We start from the raw sequence: 21,728 nt of genomic DNA, 5'->3' as shown, positions 1-21,728 counted from the left end.
ACTTATGTGATCTAACGCAGTCTGTCCCACACATTCACCATAAACAGCATAATACCCGCCGCGAGTAACACCCACCCTATGACGACCCACACTCCAGCCTCTGCAATCGCGTAATTTTTACCTATAATCCCCAATATCAACACTGGCAGACTGATGTTATGTATCCAAAAGTGGATACGTGCCAGAATCGTAACTGAAAGTGCAGGAAAGGTCACGTAGATTAGACCTATGATCCCAAGAGTCGTCCAGCCCAGCAAATGGATATGAGACTGAATAGGAGACAGGCTATAATCACCCGACACACCAATGATTAGACTGAACAGCACACCGAGGGCAAAATATACAGCAGCTATCTTTAAACATTGCTTACCCATAGATGACATCCTCCTATGTTAGACGTGGGTATTTTGAGAGATATTTACCATCATATCGAGGCAGAATATCAAGGGTGTGGGTGTTGTGACTGGTCCATTTGACAAAAGCTTCAAATACACATAAAATCTTATTGCATCAATACTTACCGCATTACTATGTTTTTGGAGAAGACAGCGAATTTCTCCGACAATGGGCGCTAATTTTTGACCATTGGTTTATTTTGGATTCGCCATTAAAAGGAGCCTGAAATTATGAATGTATATCGCAATACCCTTGAACTCATCGGGCGCACGCCATTAGTGGAGCTGAATAGCTATTCTCTACCCAGAGAAATTCGCCTGTTCGCCAAGCTGGAGTTTATGAACCCCGGCGGGAGCGTAAAAGACCGGGTGGGAAAGGCTCTAATCGAAAAAGCGTTAAAGACAGGCCAGTTGAAGCCGGGCGGGACTTTAATAGAAGCAACAGCAGGTAATGCAGGTATTGGTCTTGCGATGGCTGCGCTTCATTATGATATCTCGGTTATTTTTGCTGTGCCTGAGAAGTTCAGCCAAGAGAAGCAGGACTTGATGAAAGCATTGGGAGCACGTATCGTTCATACCCCGACAAGTGAGGGAATGAAGGGAGCCATTGAAAAAACAAAGCAATTGGCTGCTGAAATCAAAGATGCATACTTGCCGCAGCAATTTAGCAATCCTGATAATCCAGAGGCTTATTATACGACAATGGGACCTGAAATTTGGAACGATCTGGACGGTAAAGTCGACGTATTCGTGGCAGGAGCAGGCTCAGGGGGCACATTTATGGGAACCTCGCGTTATCTTAAGGAGCAAAATGCAGCCATTAAAACTGTCATTGTGGAGCCTGAAGGGTCCATTTTGAATGGAGGCGAGTCAGGCCCTCATAAAACAGAAGGAATCGGCATGGAATTGATCCCTGAGTTTGTGGACAAAGGCTATTTTAATGCCATTCATACCATTAGCGATGTGGACGCATTCAACCGCGTCAAGGAATTGGCCGAACGTGAAGGAATTCTCGTGGGCAGTTCCTCCGGTTCTGCCCTGCATGCTGCTTTACTGGAAGCAGAGAGCGCACCGGATGGTGCACATATTGTCACTATTTTCCCAGATAGCAGTGAACGTTATTTGAGCAAAAAAATATATGAAGGCGGGATATAAAATGAAACGCAAAACAAAACTGATTCACGGTGGACTCCCTACCGATCCTCATACTGGCGCGGTTAACGTTCCTATTTATCAGGTAAGCACTTATGAGCAAGAGGAAATCGGCGTTCATAAGGGATACGAGTATTCACGTACAGGCAACCCGACCCGGTTTGCACTGGAAGAGCTGATCAAGGAACTGGAGGAAGGCAAACGTGGTTTTGCTTTCGGTTCCGGTATGGCAGCGATTCATGCAGTGTTTTCCTTGTTTAAAGCAGGGGATCATATTTTGCTGACCGATGATGTATACGGGGGCACTTATCGTATTGTAAGCAAAGTGCTTAGTCGGATCGGGATTGAGTCCACATTTGTGGATACAACTGATCTTGAGGCTATTTCTAAAGCAATCCGTCCGAATACGAAGGCATTGTATGTCGAAACACCAACAAACCCGCTATTGAAAGTTACTGATATCCGCGCAGTTTCAGAACTGGTGAAAAAGCATGAGCTTTTGTTGATTGTGGACAATACATTTGCTACCCCTTACTGGCAGACGCCAATTACACTCGGGGCTGATATCGTCGTACACTCCGCAACCAAATATTTGGGTGGACACAGCGATGTTGTAGCCGGTCTGGCTGTAGTCAACAGTGAAGAGCTGGGCGAGCAGCTTCATTTTCTGCAAAACGCCATTGGCGGTATTCTCGGACCGCAGGATTCATGGTTATTGATCCGTGGTATCAAAACCTTGGGGCTGCGTATGGAAGCAATTGAGAAAAATGCAAAGGAAATTGCAGCCTTTTTGGAAAAGCATCCGAAGGTTAGTAAGGTGTACTACCCTGGGCTGGAAAGCCATGCACAGCATGAGCTGTCCAAAACTCAAGCTGAAGGCTTTGGCGGCATCATTTCCTTTGATGTAGGTAGCGATGCTAACGCGGTTGCCCTCCTGAAAAAAGTAAAGTATTTTACATTGGCTGAGAGCTTGGGAGCGGTTGAAAGTCTGATTAGCGTTCCAGCACGTATGACGCACGCCTCCATTCCGGCAGAACGCCGTGCAGAGCTAGGTATTACGGAAGGCTTGGTACGGATTTCGGTTGGGATTGAAGATCTGGAGGATTTGATCGAAGACTTGCAGTCAGCATTGTAAGAAAATAAGCACAATGATCAAGAGAGGTGGCAGAAGCTGCCTCTTTTTTTGTTGTGAGAATAGCTTCTTTTTTGAAAAGCACGGAGGAGTACGCAGAGGTGGTAACGAATAGTTTTATATAGTTCAATTGAATGTTAAACGGAATATAACGCGGCTACGTCTCTGAGGAAACAAAAACCTGGAGGGGGAATGTTATGAGGTTCACACATCTGGAAAAGGCAACTACTGTGCTGTTGGATCATCCGGTACGTCTGGCGTCTGCTTATGCAGTCGGTCCAGTCGAGCTTCCGGAAAATTGTGGTGTGGGCAGGGAATGGTCGAGTCATTTTACGCAAGAGGAATGGAATTTGGAAAAGGCTTGTGGTGAAGATGGAATCGAGCTTTCAGCAGGAGGAAAGGCAGTGTGCCGATTACTGACCGAGCTTGACCCTCGGACCTCTGAACTGAATCTAGGTGTTTTTCCGCCTTTGGCTGAACACGAAAGACTTTTGCTGGTTTCAAATCTACGTTGTATGACTGCACAGGAAGTGATTTTCAGACCGTTTGAAGGAACCGGACAAATTTGGATAGATGGCACATTGGTATATGCCGAATCCGGTCCCTTTCGCTTGTATTTGGAGGAAGGTGATCATACGGTCGTTATCATTGCTGCATTTATTCCTGATGAGGCCCGCTCTATTCGTATCAGTGGAAATCAGGTATGCGATGAACCAGATGTGATAGAACTGCATCGTGAATTCGTAGAGCGTAATATACGTAATCATATGGCATGGTTAGAGGTTGAGCAAAGTGCTGGCAGGGAAGGAGAAGACAGCCCGATTTTATTTTATTTGCTGCGTAAGGATCGGATACTTCTTCCCTCAGATCAAACGTTATGGGTCGAGGTAACGAATGATGAGGGCATGAAGCTGGATCAGTTTCCAGCCCATTGGGAGCAGGAGCAAAGCTACGCCTGGGATGAGGAGAAGATCGGGAATACGGGAATGCTGCACTTCACCGTTACCTATCGGGATCATGAGGCTGTAGAACATCATTTTGTGTATTCGGTACTTGTGCGGCCTTTGTCAGTCGTCGTGGAGGGCTTGCAGGAAGAGTATGACCAGTACATGCAAGCCTACGCTAAAGATGTTCTTCATTCTGCGCAGAAAATACAAATAAAGGGCCTGCTTGAGGAATTAAACAGGTTAACGGATTCGCCGGAAGATCCTTTTGAAATCTGGGATTCCCGGGTGGTGCGTGAATATATTAAGCTATTAAAACAAATTTTTATATCTGGACATACCGAACAGTCACAGCACCCATCGTTACTTCAGAAAGAACATATTTTTTTGACGGCCGACGGCATTGGTGAAGGTTTTTTTGTCTCCCGTTTGGACAATAGTTTGCAACGGTATACCATCCAGCTTCCCAGCAACTACACGGCTAAGCGACGGTATCCTCTGATCGTTCTAATGCCTGGCAAGCGATATGAGCTTGGACTGCCGGATTTTCAGAATAGAGGTTTTGGGCAGGGTTGGGAAGACGAGGCTATATTTGTTACTTTTTCGTGTCGTGGCGTTACGCTGGGCAGTTATATTGGAGAAGCTGCTTTTTTGGAGGGGCTAGATGTCATACTGCAAGCGTACCGAGTGGACGAAGAACGTATCTATCTGACGGGTTACTCAAACGGTGCATATGCTGCATGGGCGATGGCACAGGCTTATCCTTCTCGGTTTGCAGCTATTGCGGTAATCTCAGGGACGCCACACCCCAAGCATCTGAAAAATTTGATCAATATTCCAATATTGGATGTGTGTGGTGACCAGGATTACTTATTTGCCCAAGCATACACAGCTCCGGTCACCGAGCTTTCATCGAACCATTTTAAAGGTGTGATAGAGCGGCAGTCTAATCATTGGGATACGCATGAGTTAAGACTTTTGGATGGCATACTGGGTTGGCTTATGCAATGGAAAAGAGTTGCTGTACCTCAGCGTATTGCCTACCGGACGGAACGGGGCAGACATAATCGAGCTTACTGGTTGGAAGTGACACGCATGGATGAAAACGAGGAATATGCGGAGTTGTATGGCGAAATGAGTTCCACGGGTGAATTGGATATTGAGGCTGTTCACGTCGAAGAATTTGTGATTCATCTCTCACAAGAGGACATGTCCCTGGAACTGGCCCAAGTTCGTATCGGAGCTCGCATTTTCATGTTGGATTTACGAGAATACAGCCGCTTTCGCTTTGTTAAAACACACTCGCACAAACGCCCCTCACCCGAATACCGTTTGATTGCTGAACGGGAGGGAGAGAGCAGTGAGGATTCTACGCGAAAAGCGGATGCAGCTAAGAGTATTAAAGGTTTGCAAAGCGTGGGAAGAAATGGTGTGAGTCACGGTATGGGTGTACTTGATGTTTATATGAATCGACTTCACATTGTTCTTCCTTCCAGTTATGCTACACCAGAGGAAGAGCAGGCGGTGAAACGAACGGCGAACGCCTTAGCTAGTCCGCGGACAGCGACCTGGAACCCGTACATTGGTGTTCATTATCCCGTGGTTTCTTCTAAAGATATTTCAGAGAAAGAACTGGCTGATAGCAACGTGATTTGTATCACTTCGGCCTTGTCCAGACATGAGCTGCTTCAAAAGTATCAAGCTAATCTTCAAATTGAATGTACCGAGGATGGGTATACATGGGGTGACGATTTTACGGCAGGCGAATACTGTTTGTCATATATTCAACCTAGCCCATGGTCTGCAACCCAGCAGATGCTTGTTGTAGCGACCAATTCACCCCGTCTGCTGGGTAAAAACCTTTTTATGCGCAGACTGATTATGCCCGGATATTTTAATGGTCTACACCCGTATTTAAATAAAGAGATTATTGTGTATGATAGCAAGGGAGTACGAGCATTTAACTTTACTTCCATTAAGCATGCGCAGCATAAACTGCAAGGTCAATAAAGATGCATGAGCGTCATTATAATCCATATTTAAAAAACCGTCTGGAGGCACATTGGCGATCCTGACGGTTTTTTTGCTGATCCATTGCAGTGATTCCTTGACTGGGATACGTCATATATAAAAGGGCATTATGGTAACTCAGCTTTTATACTGCTCCATCAGGTACATGATCTTCACTTCATCGGCCAAATCTCCAAAGGGTTCTAACGGATTCTCCTGAATGATATGATATAAACGTTGGATTCGTTCCTTTGGTAGCTTCCGAACATATCTGGAAATGAAAGCGGCATGGGTGACTATGTAGCGTTTTTTACGGACAGCGGCACTGGCTACGCGAACGAGAATATCTTCGCCTCCCGCCATCTCTAAAATACGGCGCTCATAAAAAGCCACATACCGGAATGTCCGATCCTTAATCAGCTCACGATTGAGTCTGGCAACCTCTCCAATGTATCTGACCATAAGGGGTTCAAAGCTTTTGATCAGGAGAGGATCGAGCGTTAATTCCATATCTTTGCGAAGAACAAATGATTGCAGCAGAGCGACCTGCTGGAGCCTTATCCGATCATTGTGAATGAGTATGGCAATCTCGCGTAACATTTCATAACAGACACGCTCACTGAGCTGTCGTAGGGCAACTGCATTTTTGTGATTCACGTTCAATCCTTCCTGGATCTGTCCTATACGGCCTCTGAAAAGGCGTATAAGCTGCCTACGCTGTTCATAAGGAACAATGCGCTGCTGTAGAAGGATCAAGGGCAACAGGAGAAGCGCACCGACGATACCACACAGTAGCATTTGCTGTGACGAGTGACCGAAAAAGATAGAAGCAGCCAGTAGCGCGATGCCGACGGCAAGATCTTTATGAAAATAACGTTTGGCTCTGAGTTGGGCATATTGCTCTACAGGAACCAGCGTATCCCGACCACACGATGTACATTTCTCTTCCCAAAGGGCGGTGAATTGTCCGCAGCGCTTGCAGACTCTCAGCTTTTGGAAGGCATGCTCTGTGCGGGTAAAGGGGCGAAATTGCACAGCCTGTTTGGAGCTATTCATTGCGCTCACTTCTCCGGTTCAGCAGTGCGAGAAGCTCGGTGTCGATTTGTGTAATCGACGGGGCGCGTCTTTTATGTATATAGTAGATTAGTGATTTAATGGCGACAAAAAGAAACATAATCGCCAGACATCCGTATGAGATCATAGTGTACTTCCTCTTTCTGGTTAGATTTTTATTTTACTGTTTTACATGAACGGGTTTCGCTAGGGTTATTTTTGTCGTATAAAGGAGAAGGCTGGTGCCCGATTGCCCTTGTTGGGGTATAATTATATCATTACTGCAGGATATTGGTAAAATATCGCGGTATAATAGGCTTTTTGGTCGTATTAGACCGCTCGGACAGGATTTTCAGCTGGCGCTCATGTAAAACTCATTATAATTTAATAGTAGTGGAGTACAACTGTAATTTAGAATGAGAATTAATCGGCAAAGGGGTACAAGCGATGTTTAGTAGAGACAGAAAATGGTTTTTGGTCATCGGAATCATATGTACAATGATCATGACCTCGATTTCGGCCTGGCAGCCACAGACGGCGAATGCCGCTTCACCCTCAGCTTCTAAAGTGGATGCGGTGCTGGTAGTCGATGTAAGTAATTCAATGAACACCAGTGATCCTGGGAAAATTGGCAATGAAGCCATGAAAATGTTTATTGATATGTTGTCAACACAAAATGACAAGGTTGGGATTGTAGCCTATACGGATGTCGTACAGCGCGAGAAAGCCTTGCTTAATATTTCATCCGAAGCAGATAAGCAGGAGCTGAAGACATTTATTGACGGGCTGAACCGGGGAGCGTATACTGACACCTCCGTAGGTGTCAAGGAAGCGATCCGCATTTTGCAGGATGGCAAAACAGCCGGGCATGCGCCTATGATCGTTATGTTAGCTGATGGTAACAACGATTTTAATAAAACGACAGGCCGAACTGAAAGCCAATCCGCTCAGGATATGGCACAGGCTGTAGCCGAGGCTAAAAAAAGCGGTGTGCCGATCTATACCATCGGTTTGAATGCAGATGGAAAGCTGAATAAGAATAAACTCGCCGACATCGCGCAGCAAACGGGCGGCAAGTCCTTTATTACAAGCTCGGCGGACGATCTGCCGAACATTTTGAGTGAAATTTTCGCCAGCAATTTGAAATTGAAAGTGGTGCCCTTGCAGTCTATTACGGCCAACGGCGACTATCAGGACGTTACAGTAACCGTACCAAACGATAGCGTGCTGGAAGCCAACATTTCGATCATGTCCTCGAAACCGGTGGACGCGAGATTAATAGACCCATCGGGCAACACGAAGTCGATTCCTTCGAGCGATGTACTGCTGTCCAAGTCCAAAAGCTACTCGCTGATTAAATTGCTCAAGCCTGTGGCTGGCGACTGGAAGCTTCAAGTCAAGGGAGTGCAGCAGGATAAGATTGATATTAATCTGGTATTTAACTATGATTTGGAATTGAAGCTAGACGCACCGCCTGCCAAATCATACAAAAAAGGTGACTCGGTTCAAATTCGTTCCTATCTGACGAGCAATAACCAGCCGTATCAGGATCAGGAATTGTATGCGAATATGAATGCGGTCCTGAAGGTCAAGGACCTTGATACCGGCGCAACGAATGAAGTGCCCCTAACAAACGCAGGCGATGCTTTTACCGGCTCATATACGATTCCGGATGAGCATGACTATGAGCTAACCGTCAGAGCAGAGGAGAAGAGCTTTTACCGTGAAACGCAGCCTGTAACCATCAGTGCCAAAGCTGGGGCAGCGAGCGGTACGAATACTGGCACAACTCAGCCTACGGCACCTGCTGAAAAGTCTAAGCTGCTGCCACTCATTCTTTTAGGGGTGGGACTGCTCGTTCTGCTAGTGGCGGCATATTTCATCTGGAAGGCTGTCAAAAAAGCCAATCGTGGCTTTGTCGGTCAGATCGTACTGGAAATCCGGGACGAAAATACCGGCGAAAAGACATACCCGCAGTATAAGAAGCTGAACACCTTCCGGGGCAAATTCAATTTACACCAGTTGCTGCAACTGGCGCCAGAATTTGCTGGAACCGATAAGGTCGTGTTCACGCCAGCGAACCAGGATCGCATTGTGGTGCGTAGTACCCCAGAGATTACGATTGAAAAATCCGGGCGTGCTGTAGACGCAGGCAATGGTCTTGAACTGAAAAACGGTGATCGTCTGACGATCCCGCTGGCTAGTGTGGACAAAACCATTTTACTGGAGTTTATTTCAGTAAACAGCTAAACGAACCCTTAGGAGGTCATATCTATGAAACCAGTAGTTAGAGAGCATATCCAACAATTAGACGTATCACTCGGCGGAGGGATCGTAAGCGATAAGATCAGAGTAGATACCATCGATAATCCTATTTTAATTATCGGACTTGGGGGAACGGGGATTGACGCCCTTCTCCGCTTGAAATATCAAATCAACCGTAGATTCAAGCTGCCTGCGGACCCGATTTCCAAGAAAAAGAGCGAGAAACCGGATAACGTAGAATTTCTCGCTTTTGAAACGAATGAACAAGACCGCAACAAAAAATACAAAGGGATTGGTTTGGACCCCATCAATGAGTTTGTACTGCTGTCCAATGCGGAAATCGGCGGGTTGCTGCAAAACCGCAGTATTTTAGAGCCATACATCACTGACTGGCTGTCTCCCGAGCTGAGTATTACCGATGGTATGAACGGGGCGGCAGGGGTACGTCAGGCTGGACGATTGTTATTGTTCACCAAAATCAATCAGGTCGTACAAAGTATTGACAAAAAAATCAAAACCCTGTCTGAAGGTACTAACAAGAAGCTTATGGTGTTTTTGCTATCCGGTTTGTCCGGCGGTACAGGAAGCGGTACTTTCCTCGATATCTCATATATCGTTCGAGGAATTATTGAGCGCGACTATGGCTCCGCAGGTGTAGACCGTGTAAACACGCTGGGTTATCTGTTCACGCCGGATATTAATCTGGCGAACAAAAGCCTGAGCGAGCATACGCGTGAATATATTAAAAAGAACGGCTATGCTGCACTGAAAGAGCTGGACTACTGGATGAATGTGGATAGTCGTGGTGAACGCTTTAAGCAACAGTACGGTAACATTCTGACCGTAAACTCGCCACTGCCGCCATTTAATCTGTGTCACCTTATTTCGGCTACGAATACGGAAGGCAAGCTGCTGGAAAATGCTTATGATTACTGCATGAATGTTACCGCTGAGAACATCACCAACTTTATGGCGAGTGAGGAAAAACAGTCAGGCGAAGAGTTCGCCATTCATGACTATATCAGCAACATTCGTACCAACATCGCGCAAATGAATAAGGCGTATCCAGCAAACTACGATTACAATATTATCGGAGCTTCTTCGGCAGTGCTGCCCATGGAGGAAATGACGACATATCTTGCTTACCGGATGTTTGGTAAAATGTCTAAGATGTTTGAGCAAGCGCCGAATCAGGAGGATGTAGAGAAGTTTGCCCGCAAGCTGGGTGTCGATCTGGATAGCATGATCAAAAACTTTGAATCTCGTGTACCTGAGCCGCTTCCGGGTTTTGAGAACAGTGAACGGTTAAGTTATAACAATGTTGTTAAAATGCAAGTAGTCAATATGGACACTGAGCTGGAGCAAACGTTCCTGACGCGTGCCCGCGAAGAGTATATCAAAGCGAAGAAACAACTTCCCGGTGAAATTACAGGACAGTTTACAGACCAAATCCGCCGAATGTTCCTGCATCCCGAGCAAGGACCGTTTTATGTATCTCGCATGATTTATACTGAAAAAGGATTTAGCTTGCTGAAAATGCTGCTTTCCTATGTTGAAACGCTGCGTGAATCGCTGCACCGTATTCCTACGGACATTGAATGGGCGCGTGAGCAAGCGAATGAGAAGCTGGGTGATGCCAAGAGCGCATTTGTATCCAAGGATAAAAAGAAAAATGCATATATTGAAGCAAAAATTAATGAATATTGGCTGCGGGCTGATGTGGAACGTACAGAGCAGCTCATTGAATTTTATGAAGATCTGTATGACCTATTAAATAAAGAAAATAACCGCATTTATAATGTATTTACTGAAATTTTGAACGCACTGAGTGCCATTTTCGAAAAGAATGGTGATCTGCTGATTAATGGCGAGGAACAATCCGATCACAAAGGTAACAAGACGTATTACTGGAATCTGGTAAGTGTACCGGATATTTCGGAAGTTGTGACCAAGCTGCTGGATAACCGCAATGGTGACGACTTAATTCGTGATTTTGCCCAAGAATTGCTGGAAAATTCAGATCAATGGGTGAAAGATCAGGATATGGACATCATCAGCTCAATCTCCAATTTCTTGACTGACAAATTTGGTGATCTCATTACCCGTTCTATGGAAGATTTCCTGGTCATGAAGTACGGGCAGGATGAAGCAATTGAAAAATTTGTGGAGCGTTACATTGCAAGCAAGCTGGATGAGGAGGCTGTACCTGTCTTCCATTTGAGCAACAGTTCTGGCAATTTGTATTTCCCATCCTGGGGATTCGTTTCGGTACCTGTACAGTCGCCTAATATCCTGAAAGGCGTTCGCAATTATCAAAATAATGCAATTGGCAAATCGCACTTCACTATTAAAGAAAGTGAAGTCCGTAACCGGATTTTCTGGCTCAATACGCGTAATGGTGTTCCTCTTTTTGTATATACGCCGCTCAAAGTGTATGAAGAGAGCTATGAGAAAACCATTCTTGACCGTGAAGGTATTGGCCGACATCTGGTGCAGACAGGTCAGAACAACTGGACGAATCTGCCGTCGCCGATTCCTGAAAAATCATGGGGAGAAACTTACGTCAATTCGCGTGTGCAAGCTCACAATGCCCGCATTCGTAATGATTTCGACCGGGCCAAGGCACTCGGAGTGATTCGTGAGAAAGATGTCGATCAAAATACAAGCAGCCGTTTTACTGTAATTCGCTCACAAGCGCTAGATATGAATGCGCTACTGGCAGCCTACGATATGCGCTTACAGGAATCCAAGCCGAATTTGGGCGAGGTGAAAAGAGCATGGTCTGAGCTGAAGCGTCTACTGGCTGAAGGGCTGGAGCAGACCGGAAGCAAGGACATCTTTGGCAGCATCAATGAAGAGATGGCCAAGGAAAACCTGATCCGTTCACCGGAGTTAACGCAGGTGGTTCGTGATGAGCTGGCGAAATATATTCAAATCGAAGCAAAAGCCGCTGAATTGGAAGCTTTGCTGGGCAAATATCAGGATGAAGAAAAATGGTTGGATCAGTTCATTCAGGCCCTCTATACAGACACGATTACGAAAAAAGGCGCTTTGTACGTCTATGATCGTGATGAAGAGGAAGAGGCGTGGGAGCCGTTTGCCAACGTCATGAAAAGCCGCAATTACGTCGAGTTTGAAGTGTTTACAAACTTCCGTGGATTGGATGAAAAGAAATTTGCAGCACTAATGCGTAAGGCGGATCGCCGTGATGCTGTATTGACTTCATCTGAGGATATTACACCACTGCTGGCGAAGTTGGATGAGCTGGCTGCCACTTACACAGAGGCTCGCAATCAATTGGAATATGAAAAGGTAGAGCTGGCTAATGGAGCTGAACTTTATGCATTTTATGCTCAAATGGCTGGAAAATTAAACGACATCCGCAGAAAGTTGAAGTAAAGTATGAGAGAGCAGCTGTTACGTTATGCGGCTGACTATGCAGCCGCAGAGGACCAATTAATCGGAAGCGGGGATGGACGCAGCAGCATCCATTTCCCGTCCGTGTTTCTTTTTATCGGCGATCACATGAGCCCGGTGATGAACACAATTGCAGATATCAACCGGACCAAGTGGGATAACAGCACAGGAGTAACCTATATTCAGATTTGCTCGCAGGAAGAGCATGCGGCTGTAGACCGTTCGGTAGAGGCCATCGTTCATACGGTAGCTATACCGGAAGAAAGTAGTCACCAAACGTTACGCCGTGACTTGCACCAGGCTTTTTATACACATGAATCAAAGCTAATTGAACTTAACACCGCGTTACGCCGGGCTAGTGGACATCTGGCTGATTATGGTCGGTTGTATTCCTCGTTTGAGCGTGTACATTTGTCGATCCTGACAACAGCGGATGATCCCATGAACGTATTAATTCCTGAAATTACGCTGTTGGCAGAGTATATTTTTGCCCAATCTTTTAAATCGGTACAAATGGATCTGTATGTGTTGATGAGCGAAAGCGACCAGGCTGCCCAATTTGGCTACAGAAGTGCAACATCCGTTGCTTTTATGCGGGAGTTGGATTACATCCAGAGCCCAGCATATACGTTTACAGCACCGCTTCATATGACCGAGGACAAATTGACCATCCCGGTATCTCATGCTCCATCTCCGTTGTTCGATCTTGTCTATGTGCTGTCCGACAAGAATGAGCGCGGCGTAACCGTGCCGAATAGTCTGCGCGAGAGTTGTGATATTATTTGTCACATTCAACTTCTTAAAAACCGTTACCAGGCAGGAGATTCCTATCGGTCACAGGATGGAGGCTACAATAATACATCGTTTAAGAATAACATCATGACGGAATCCGGGCGGCAGGGTTATGTGTCGGCTGGATTTTCCCGGGTTAACCGCCCTAATCAGTCGATTGCGCTTACGGTGTTGTATCACTTTTATGTGAAGCTGCTAGAGCGTATGAGAACAGAGCAGGATTGGGACATACGCGATAAGCTAAATTATTTTGGCTTAGATGTTGCTGAGCGCGGCCGTACACGAAATGATCTAGTACCTGGCAATGAAGCGATCATGGACATGAGCGCACTAATGACGAGCGGAGCCAGCTACGGCTCGCTGAAACGAATGTCATTACGTGAGGCAGAGGAAACCTTGTTTGGTCAGGGGTGCGAAGCCTTTTTTCGCGATAACTGTGAACGGATCGTACATAAGCGCTTGGGAGATTTTCAGGCGGATATGCGTTTGCAGATGGCTGTGAATGCAGCTGCTAAGGAACATCCTCATATCGGCTTTTTCGAGCTGACAGATTGGACGGATGAAAATCAAACAGGGAATGTGCTTACGGCTGTTCGGGGAATGATTCGTGATACGTCCAATGATTTGCAGATCAGTGCGGCCGAACTGGATGCGCTGTATAGCGGACGAGTGGAAGATCAGCCTTTTCAGCGACTGCCGCTTATGGATAAACATAATGTGCGTAGCTTGATCCGTTACCTCACTGAAACAGTCTACGGGCATAAAATGCACATGCTGCGGATTCAAGTGGATTTGGAGCTACTTCGCCGCTATGAAATGGCACTGGAAAAATGGCATGCACAGGCGAAGCATATTACAATACAGCTAGCCAACCTGGAGCGTGAATTACACCAAGCTGCAACGGACAGTATTCGGCAGGCTGACAGTTACACAGGTCAAAACCTGTTCGAGTATTACGAGCGTGTGACGGAGGATGTCATGCGTGAGTTGGAAAGCAAGCGGGGGAAATCTATATTCTTTGACGCCCGGCATATGGGACCTGTATCTGGGTTGCTGGATGAAGGTCTGTCTGCACTGGTGGATAGACTTACGCAAACCTGCCGTACCTTGATTCTCAGCTCACAGCCATTTAATCAGACATTCGAAGAAGAATTATTACGACGTGCCAATGTAGCTGCTGCATATGAAAATCGGCTGGTCGTTCCGAAGGATGAGCTGTTTAAAAAACTGTATCAAACGTTAGAAGAGCACGGCGGAATCAATGTACGTTTGCTCGACTATACCCATGAGCATCGGTATGAAGAAAAGTATTTTTTTGGTGACTACGAAGGCGAATTTCTTCCTTATGCGATGGACGTGGACATTACTTCGCGAATTTACAAGCTGGGTTTTGTTCATGAGCGTCGCAGTAGCGGGGTGGAAAAACTGCATTTGATGGGCGGCTTCCATCTGGAGGATTTGATGGTTTACCGCAACGGCAAAACGTATTATGAGACATATACTGCGAATGGTTTCGTGTTTCATGGAATCGACGTGGACCGGTTGCCGGAATTGCGGTAGCCATATATTATCCTACTTTAATGATGGAAGGAAGCAACGAATCTTATGAAGCAACGTAAATTTAACGTTCTCCTATTGGTGTTTGGCTTGCTGGGCGCTGTAGTAGGCTTCATCTTAGGAGAGCTTATTCTTCACAAATTGATAGGCCATTGGCCGCATATCATCGTGGTCGGGCTGTATTTTGGCATCATGGCGCTGTGCATTGGTCTAGGCTGCCTTATCGGCGAACTGATTTCGCCACAGTTAAATGGACATTCATGGCGACAACGATACTCGGGATTGTCCTGGAAATTACTAGTACCTGCTACACTGGTCATGTTGTTCGTGGCAGGTCTGTTATTGGAACTGGGGTATCAGATTAACCCTGAAGGGCGCAAGAGTGTACAGGACCTCGTGCTTGTGATTGATAATTCCGGAAGCATGCAGCAAACAGATCCCGATAATGAACGCCTAACGGCTGCTAAGAGTCTAATTGGGCAAATGGATGGAGACAAGCGCGTAGCCATTGTTTCATTTGAATCCACTGCGCAGTTGGTGCAGCCATTTACTCCCATTGGCACAGATGCAGAGAAGCAAGCGGTTTATTCCAAAATCGATAGTATGCAGACTATAATGTCAGGCGGTACAGAGATCGGGCTTGCTTTGGACGAGACGATCAAGGAGATTGAAACCCAAGGCAATGCGGAAAAAGGTTCTCTCGTTATTATGCTCTCTGACGGCTTTAGCGAACTGGATACGCAAACCGCATTGGCTCCTTACATTGCCCGTCAGATTCCGATTAATACGATTGGCCTGAAACTGGCAGAATCGGAAGGTATAGCTTTGTTGCAAAATATTGCCAGCCTAACGGGTGGAACTTATTCTAATGTAGCTAATGCCCAAGGACTTACGCAGGCGTTCGGTAAAATATATAACAAAATTGGTGATCGCACGCTGGTAACGGAGCGGACAGGTGAGTATGCCGACAGTCTGTATTTTGCTATTTATCGCGTAACGGCTCTGGTTATCATCGGAGTTCTATTAGGGTTGGCTCTTGGATTGATGTTTGATAACCGTTTTCTCGCGCGGAATTTCGCAATTGGTGGAGTTCCAGCCGGCTTGCTCGCTGGCTTGATTTTGGAAAGAGGGTTATCTGGCTCGCCTATAGGTGACTTGATGATTCGTTTGCTAGCAGCGCTCGTACTGGCGGCCCTTATTGCTGTCTTTTCACTTGTTCTGCCGATTGCGGAAAATACTCGCCGATCTTCTGGTGGTGGGAGCCAAGGTGGGCCATCAGGCCAACGGAGAGGGGCACCGGAAGGCCCGACGCGCAATCGACGCAGCAGTGGATTTTAGAACGGGAGGCTGGAACTTATGCAGTATAGGGATGCACAGCCCGGTGATCCTGTGATTTCGGAGCTGAGCCACAAAATTGACGACAACCGGGTAGTGTTACGCTGGCAGTGGCCTGAAGGTGTAGCCGTAGTCTATATTGCCAAACAATCAGCCGATGCAGGTGCGAACGGGCAGAATGAGGCACCGACTTCTGACCTGAAGCTTTTTACACGCGAGGAATATAAGGCCGCTGGCAGCTATCGTGACCGGATTGAAGGCATTGGACGTGTGCGGTATACCGTGTATCCGGCTGTTCGGGAGGAGGGTGACACCTTTGTAATCCGTCAGCCAGACGGAACCAACCAACTGGAGTTGAGCACGGGTAGAGCCAAAATTAAATATGTGGTTCACCATAAAAAAAGCTGGTTTCGCAGCCGCAAAACAGTCCAGATTCAGGTGACAGCCGAAGTTCCTGTTCCGCAGGAGGCGCTTTGCTACGTAAAGAAGCGTGGCGGCTATCCGGTTGACCGGGACGATGGCACCTTGTATCCGTTCACGGCACCCTTTGCTGCAGGACGGAATGTTTTACCCGCTATTGAAGTGGGGGGAGATGAGTATGTGCGGCTGTTTTTTACGGACGGTCAGAAGTATGGCACGATATATGAATTAGTTCCTGAATGAAAGGAGGCCACAACCGATGAGTTTTCTTAGCAATTTATTCAGAAGAAAGCCACAGGCCGAACCGCGGCCGTTATTCTATGATATTGTGTGCCCTTATTGCTTTAGTAAATTTTCCCCAGAGGAAGTGGTATTCCGTGCTTCCCATCACCGTGAAGATGATGAGGATTACGCTTTGGGTGAAGATGAACTGTTAAACAAATATCGGGAGCGTTTTGGCTTGGATAGTGTACATGATATGGAGGCAATTCTTCATCCCTATGATGTACCTGAGGAACATCGCTTGTATTCAGATCATGTGTTGACAGGTCTGACGGACCGTTACGGTGAGCTGACACGTCACCGACTGTGCCCACACTGCCATAACGAGCTACCTGTGACCGCAGGCAAGGTGCCGAGTAATATCATTTCGATTATTGGAGCTTCGCAGGCGGGAAAATCTGTATTTATGACCTCTCTGATTCACACGCTGCAGCATGTGACCGCCGATCATTTTGACGCAGCTTGCATGCCGCTTAATGCAGAGATCAGCCGCAAGTTCCGCACGATGTATGAGGAACCACTGTTTGAACGAGGCGATCTGCTTACATCGACACAAAAAGAAAAGATGCAGGAGCCTTTTATTTTCCAGTTTGTATTTAAGGATGAGGAAAAGCCACCACTGACATTGGTATTTTTTGATGTAGCCGGTGAGGGGATGGTCGATCAGGACTATCTGGGACTTCATGGACAGCATATTAAAAATTCTGCGGGTATTCTTTTTATGGTCGATCCACTGCAAATCCGTTCTATCCGGGAACGTATTAAGATTAATCTTGGCGATAAGCCTGGTGAATGGGTCTCGCAATATGATGAACCGCGTGATGTCGTACTTACGATGTTCGGTGACTTTATCGCATACCAGGAAAAAGGCAAGACGGACATTCCTACCGCTGTGGTCCTGACCAAAAGCGACATGCTTACTGCGCTGGCAGATGAAGAAGGCACGTATATCAAGACAAACAGCAATATTTTTAATCCAATGGAACATCGCAAATACATGGATTTGGATGAGTTCGCGAACATTGATGGCGAAGTTCGGCGCTTTATCGAGAAAGTGGATAAGCCGTTCAAGGGCACAATGGATGTATATTTTACAGATACAGCCTATTTCGCGGTTTCTGCTCTAGGTAGCAATCCAGTGGACCAAAAGCTGCAAGGGTTGGTTAGTCCGATCCGTGTAGATGAGCCATTCATCTGGCTGCTCTATAAGTTGAAGTACATTGAGGGGAGAGAATCACAGTGAGTTTATCTACCTCTCATTTGATACAGCAGCAAATGTATACACGGGAACGGCGCGGTATTTTCCGTTCTACGGAAGGCTTCGATACAGTAGCTAATTCCAAAGGGTTGGATGCTTCATTTATTAAAAAGGTGTTGCATCCTTTATGTGTGTATGATGCGCCTGCGGCTTTGACAGCGCGTGGCGAGAAGCAGGAGATTGTCTATCCCGAAGCTTTACATCTGGTACGGACAGAGTCCGGGGATGTAGTGCTCGGACGCAGTATTTATAAAGCGGCGGATTTCACTGGGCTTCGGAGCGCTTTTTTTACGCATAACTATGTGATTCCGGCCGGACATGGTGAGTCTCCGTCTGATTATAAGCAGTGGCTGAACACTTCGTTTGTCGATACCTATGATATTGAGCAGGGAACGGAATTACCGGAATTAGAGCGTCTACCAGGTGGTAGTGTATTTCCCGCTATTGACCCGTCTGCAGTACTGGCTCAATTCCAGCTGAGCGAAGAAGTGTTCAAGCAGCTTTTATACGCTGTAATGATGTCAGCTGCGGGTCGCAAGAAGGTATATGTAGCGCTGAATGTTCCAGCAGAAGCGGTAGGATCTTCAGCTAAACAGCTACTGGGGGTGTTGTATGCGGCACTGCCTTATGCATTTCGTAACAGACTCGGATTTCTTACATATGCGCAGGAACCGAACAGCAGAAAAGGCATTCACTTAATGTTTGTTGAGCCTTTCAGCTTGCGTCCCGGTGATCGGAATGTAGAAAAAGACTTTGTATTTGACCTCTCTAACAATAGTCGAATACTGAATGTGGATACAGAGCAGGCCAAACAGCCGTATTTTGACTGGATTGTCCGTACGCTACTGAATGGCGAGGCTCCAGACGATTTTCTAAAATTTGCCGAGCAAATGCTGACAGGCATGGAGGCAGGGCGTGAACTAACACCTTCTAGCTATCATGAGCTCATTACGCTGTACAGAATTGAGCAGGGAGAGCGGTCATTATACAACGAGCAGCGAATCACTGTGTTACGAAGCTTGACTGATTATTTATCGCCATCTGATGCGCTGCCACGTAAAATGCGGCTGAATGATCTGTTTCTGTCCTTTTTTGATCACGAGTTTGATCGGGTGAAGGATGGACACATTCCAGATGTAGGGCTGGTTGATTGCTTCAAGGACTATTATAAAGTTCATGCACGCAGTAGCGAAAATCGGCTGGTGGAATATTTAATCCGTTCGCTAAACAATGCTTATACTGCTAGAAATACGGAAGCGGTCACGTATATTTATCATACGATAGAAGAGAATCCGTCATTAGGCAAGGTCTATTTTACGAAAGTACTGGGTAATCCGGCACTCACGAAAATGCTGTTCATTCCCTACATGGACAGTCAGATGAAAAGAACGCCTGATGTAAAGGGTCTATTGGCCGTGGTGCATGAATGGGGCAGTCGGTATATCGAAGTGTCAGCGAATGCCGATTTTCAGCTGTTGGCTGAATCTGCATTAATGGGCAAGCTGCGTGCCGAGAGAAAGCCGGTAGAGGCTGTGGCTGCCATTCACCAGCGCTTGCGTCAATGGGACAGTAGTTCTGCCGTGGGCACACTGTCCCCGCTGGAGCAATCCGGATTAACAGAGCGCTTACGGGAAGCATCGGATCGATATTTACTCACTGAAGTGGAGCTAAAAGAAATATCACCTGATCAGGTCGTACAGATTCCGTTTTTTACACGGCCCGATTTGGTGCAGTGGGTTGGAAAGTTGCCTGCTCCTCTCAAGGGACAAGCAGTGCGATTGATTGCGGCTTATGATTGGTTTAACACGGAGGACCCGGAACCATCGGTGCTAGACGGTCTGGAACCAAGCGAAGTAGAAAAGGTGCAGGATTGGGCTTACGGTTGGCTGCCCCAGCAGCTTGCAGAAGGCCATTTTGCCCGTCTGTTGCCAGCTTTCTATCGTTCTGATGGTACTGGCGAAGGAATACTGGATTTTGCCCGCTTGGTCAGTTCGATCCGCAAATGGGCAAAGGATAACGATACGATGTACCGCTTTGTCCGTTGGTCGGAGGAACACGCTGAGTTTGCTACTCCACGTGGTGGTTTTGAACCAGCCTACCGGCGTGCGTTGCTTTTATTCTTCCAAAAGGAAGGACGAGAGGGCCTGCATAAAAAGACGCTATGGCGTCAATATTTTGAACCAGCTAAGCCTGTTTTTAAAAATTTCTATCAGGCAGCAAAGCGTGAGACAGACACGCCTTTGGTCAAAACGCTTCGTCGTTTCCGCAAAGGCGGGGTGATTTCCGGGATCGTACTAATCGTTATTGCAGGAACATTAGGCGGTCTGAAAGCAACCGGGATCATTGGATCTGTTGACACACCAACGCCTGCTGCTGCTCCAAAGCCTGTACAACAGCCAGTAGAGCCTACAGTGCCGGTAAAAGAGGAGCCTGCTGCAATAGTGACACATGTACCTAACACCAAGTCCACTACGAAAATGGTCAAGCTGTTGTTTGCGTTTCAAACATCGGCAGAGCAGGCAGAATTTAAGCCTAAAAAACTCGTCATTGTCGGTGCGGATCAACAGGAGCACTCATACGAAAATTTTACGCTTACTGAACAGAACGATAAGGAAGCAGCCAGTAAAGCTAACAATGGTTCGTCCGGTGATGTTAACACTGAGGGCGCTACCACCAAAAGCAAGACAGGTGCCGGAGAATCCACAGGAAGTGGTTCTACAGATCTGAGCGGTACATCCAGCGGAAAAAGCGCTGATCAGACTGGAGAAGTTACAGACAACACAGCCGGAGGCGCGACTTCAAAGATATCAACTGAGGGTAGCGGTATAGCAACCGATCAAACCATCACCAGCACGTCCGATGATGGTACAGGGACAACGGAATATGATCTCGACAAGTATCCTTATCGTACGCTGTTGACTATTTGGCAACGGCTAGAGCTAAATGATGCTAGCACGGTTACTGTGGATGGAAAAGATTATCCGCTGGTTCAAGTGAAAGCTGCGAACTAAGCAACTATAGACAGTAAAAAGACGGGTTCCTTTTGGAACTTGTCTTTTTATATGTATAAATTTATATATAAAATGTATTCGTGATTCTGAAACTGACTGTATTTAGTAGACGATCATTTTACGAAGGTATTGACACCAAATAGGCAGCTGATTAAAATTAGTTGGAATTCAAACTATTAAAATTCGATGGATAAGGAGGTTAGTAGTGAAATGGGAAGTGAGGTGTATCCCGTTTGTCTTCCTTGGGAAGAAGAGAGCACGATGTACTTAATTAAATGGATTTTCACCACCGTCCGGCGTGAGATTGAAACAGCACTGCGCCCTTTGGGGCTTACCTCCCCACAATCGCAGACGCTCTATATACTGGCGATGTCGCCTGGAGTCACCAATACGGAGTTGGAAAAGCTATTGCTTATTGATAAATCAAGTGTTACCAGCCTGGTAAACGGGATCGTTAAGAAAAACTGGGCAGTACGCCAAAGTCATCCGGAAGATGCACGAATGAAGCAGATTTATTTGACCGAGGAAGGCTTGGAGATTCACAAGGTAGCCGAACGTACCATTGAGCAAATTAAAAGCTCCGTAGGCAAAACGTTATCTGTCGGAGAGTCGGAGACGCTGCGTGGTTTGCTCAAAAAAATTCTTCACGATTACCGTCCTGCGAATGCTTGCGTTTGAGCGGATAATTAGAAAAGTTTGCCCGGC

At 46.5% G+C, this 21,728-nt stretch carries 14 protein-coding genes; 11 read left to right on the top strand and 3 right to left on the bottom strand.

The annotated features are described in order from the left end of the window. Nucleotides 1-11: 11 nt before the first annotated feature. On the bottom strand, nt 12-374 hold the full coding sequence (locus tag ACXHJ2_RS12135; RefSeq protein WP_040101459.1) for a hypothetical protein: 363 nt from the start codon (nt 372-374) through the stop codon (nt 12-14). A 252-nt stretch (nt 375-626) separates the two neighbouring features. On the opposite strand from ACXHJ2_RS12135, the gene ACXHJ2_RS12130 reads away from it, so the two are divergent. The 3 genes from ACXHJ2_RS12130 to ACXHJ2_RS12120 all read left to right on the top strand — a co-directional run bounded on the left by ACXHJ2_RS12130 (nt 627) and on the right by ACXHJ2_RS12120 (nt 5,633). After that, the gene (locus tag ACXHJ2_RS12130; RefSeq protein ID WP_165079919.1) at nt 627-1,550 is read left to right on the top strand and encodes a PLP-dependent cysteine synthase family protein; all 924 of its coding nucleotides are present in this window, start codon (nt 627-629) and stop codon (nt 1,548-1,550) included. A gap of 1 nt (nt 1,551) precedes the next feature. Beyond that, nucleotides 1,552-2,682 (top strand): bifunctional cystathionine gamma-lyase/homocysteine desulfhydrase, encoded by a 1,131-nt coding sequence (locus ACXHJ2_RS12125; protein WP_064963243.1) that lies wholly within the window; start codon nt 1,552-1,554, stop codon nt 2,680-2,682. A 194-nt stretch (nt 2,683-2,876) separates the two neighbouring features. After that, nucleotides 2,877-5,633, top strand: a complete 2,757-nt coding sequence (locus ACXHJ2_RS12120) for a PHB depolymerase family esterase (protein WP_165079918.1) — start codon at nt 2,877-2,879, stop codon at nt 5,631-5,633. 138 nt (nt 5,634-5,771) lie between these two features. Here ACXHJ2_RS12120 and ACXHJ2_RS12115 read toward each other — a convergent pair whose 3' ends face one another. Continuing rightward, a complete protein-coding gene (locus ACXHJ2_RS12115; RefSeq protein WP_165079917.1) occupies nt 5,772-6,689 on the bottom strand; it encodes a hypothetical protein in 918 nt (305 codons plus the stop codon). Next, nucleotides 6,682-6,834 carry a hypothetical protein gene (locus tag ACXHJ2_RS12110; protein ID WP_165079916.1) on the bottom strand — a complete coding sequence of 51 codons (153 nt, stop codon included), beginning with the start codon at nt 6,832-6,834 and terminating at the stop codon, nt 6,682-6,684. Before ACXHJ2_RS12110 ends, ACXHJ2_RS12115 begins: the two co-directional genes overlap by 8 nt. Nucleotides 6,835-7,133: 299 nt before the next feature. On the opposite strand from ACXHJ2_RS12110, the gene ACXHJ2_RS12105 reads away from it, so the two are divergent. The 8 genes from ACXHJ2_RS12105 (at nt 7,134) to ACXHJ2_RS12070 (ending at nt 21,701) form a co-directional block, all read left to right on the top strand. Continuing rightward, nucleotides 7,134-8,936, top strand: a complete 1,803-nt coding sequence (locus ACXHJ2_RS12105) for a vWA domain-containing protein (protein ID WP_025679132.1) — start codon at nt 7,134-7,136, stop codon at nt 8,934-8,936. A 24-nt stretch (nt 8,937-8,960) separates the two neighbouring features. Then, on the top strand, nt 8,961-12,350 hold the full coding sequence (locus tag ACXHJ2_RS12100; protein ID WP_165079915.1) for a tubulin-like doman-containing protein: 3,390 nt from the start codon (nt 8,961-8,963) through the stop codon (nt 12,348-12,350). Nucleotides 12,351-12,353: 3 nt separating this feature from the next. After that, nucleotides 12,354-14,720: a transcription initiation factor TFIID gene (locus tag ACXHJ2_RS12095; RefSeq protein ID WP_165079914.1), complete on the top strand. Its 2,367-nt coding sequence runs from the start codon at nt 12,354-12,356 to the stop codon at nt 14,718-14,720. Between the two features lie 45 nt (nt 14,721-14,765). Then, nucleotides 14,766-16,055, top strand: a complete 1,290-nt coding sequence (locus ACXHJ2_RS12090; protein ID WP_058710446.1) for a vWA domain-containing protein — start codon at nt 14,766-14,768, stop codon at nt 16,053-16,055. Between the two features lie 18 nt (nt 16,056-16,073). Next, nucleotides 16,074-16,715, top strand: a complete 642-nt coding sequence (locus tag ACXHJ2_RS12085; protein ID WP_165079913.1) for a beta-mannanase — start codon at nt 16,074-16,076, stop codon at nt 16,713-16,715. 16 nt (nt 16,716-16,731) lie between these two features. Further along, nucleotides 16,732-17,997: a TRAFAC clade GTPase domain-containing protein gene (locus ACXHJ2_RS12080; RefSeq protein ID WP_025679140.1), complete on the top strand. Its 1,266-nt coding sequence runs from the start codon at nt 16,732-16,734 to the stop codon at nt 17,995-17,997. Continuing rightward, nucleotides 17,994-21,023 (top strand): GAP1-N2 domain-containing protein, encoded by a 3,030-nt coding sequence (locus ACXHJ2_RS12075; RefSeq protein WP_165079912.1) that lies wholly within the window; start codon nt 17,994-17,996, stop codon nt 21,021-21,023. Before ACXHJ2_RS12080 ends, ACXHJ2_RS12075 begins: the two co-directional genes overlap by 4 nt. A gap of 210 nt (nt 21,024-21,233) precedes the next feature. After that, nucleotides 21,234-21,701: a MarR family winged helix-turn-helix transcriptional regulator gene (locus tag ACXHJ2_RS12070; protein ID WP_064963235.1), complete on the top strand. Its 468-nt coding sequence runs from the start codon at nt 21,234-21,236 to the stop codon at nt 21,699-21,701. Nucleotides 21,702-21,728 lie beyond the last annotated feature (27 nt).

This window comes from Paenibacillus sp. ALE3 (assembly GCF_054113405.1).
Note: the sequence above shows the minus strand (reverse complement) of the source record. Positions and strands in the feature narration are given on the sequence as shown.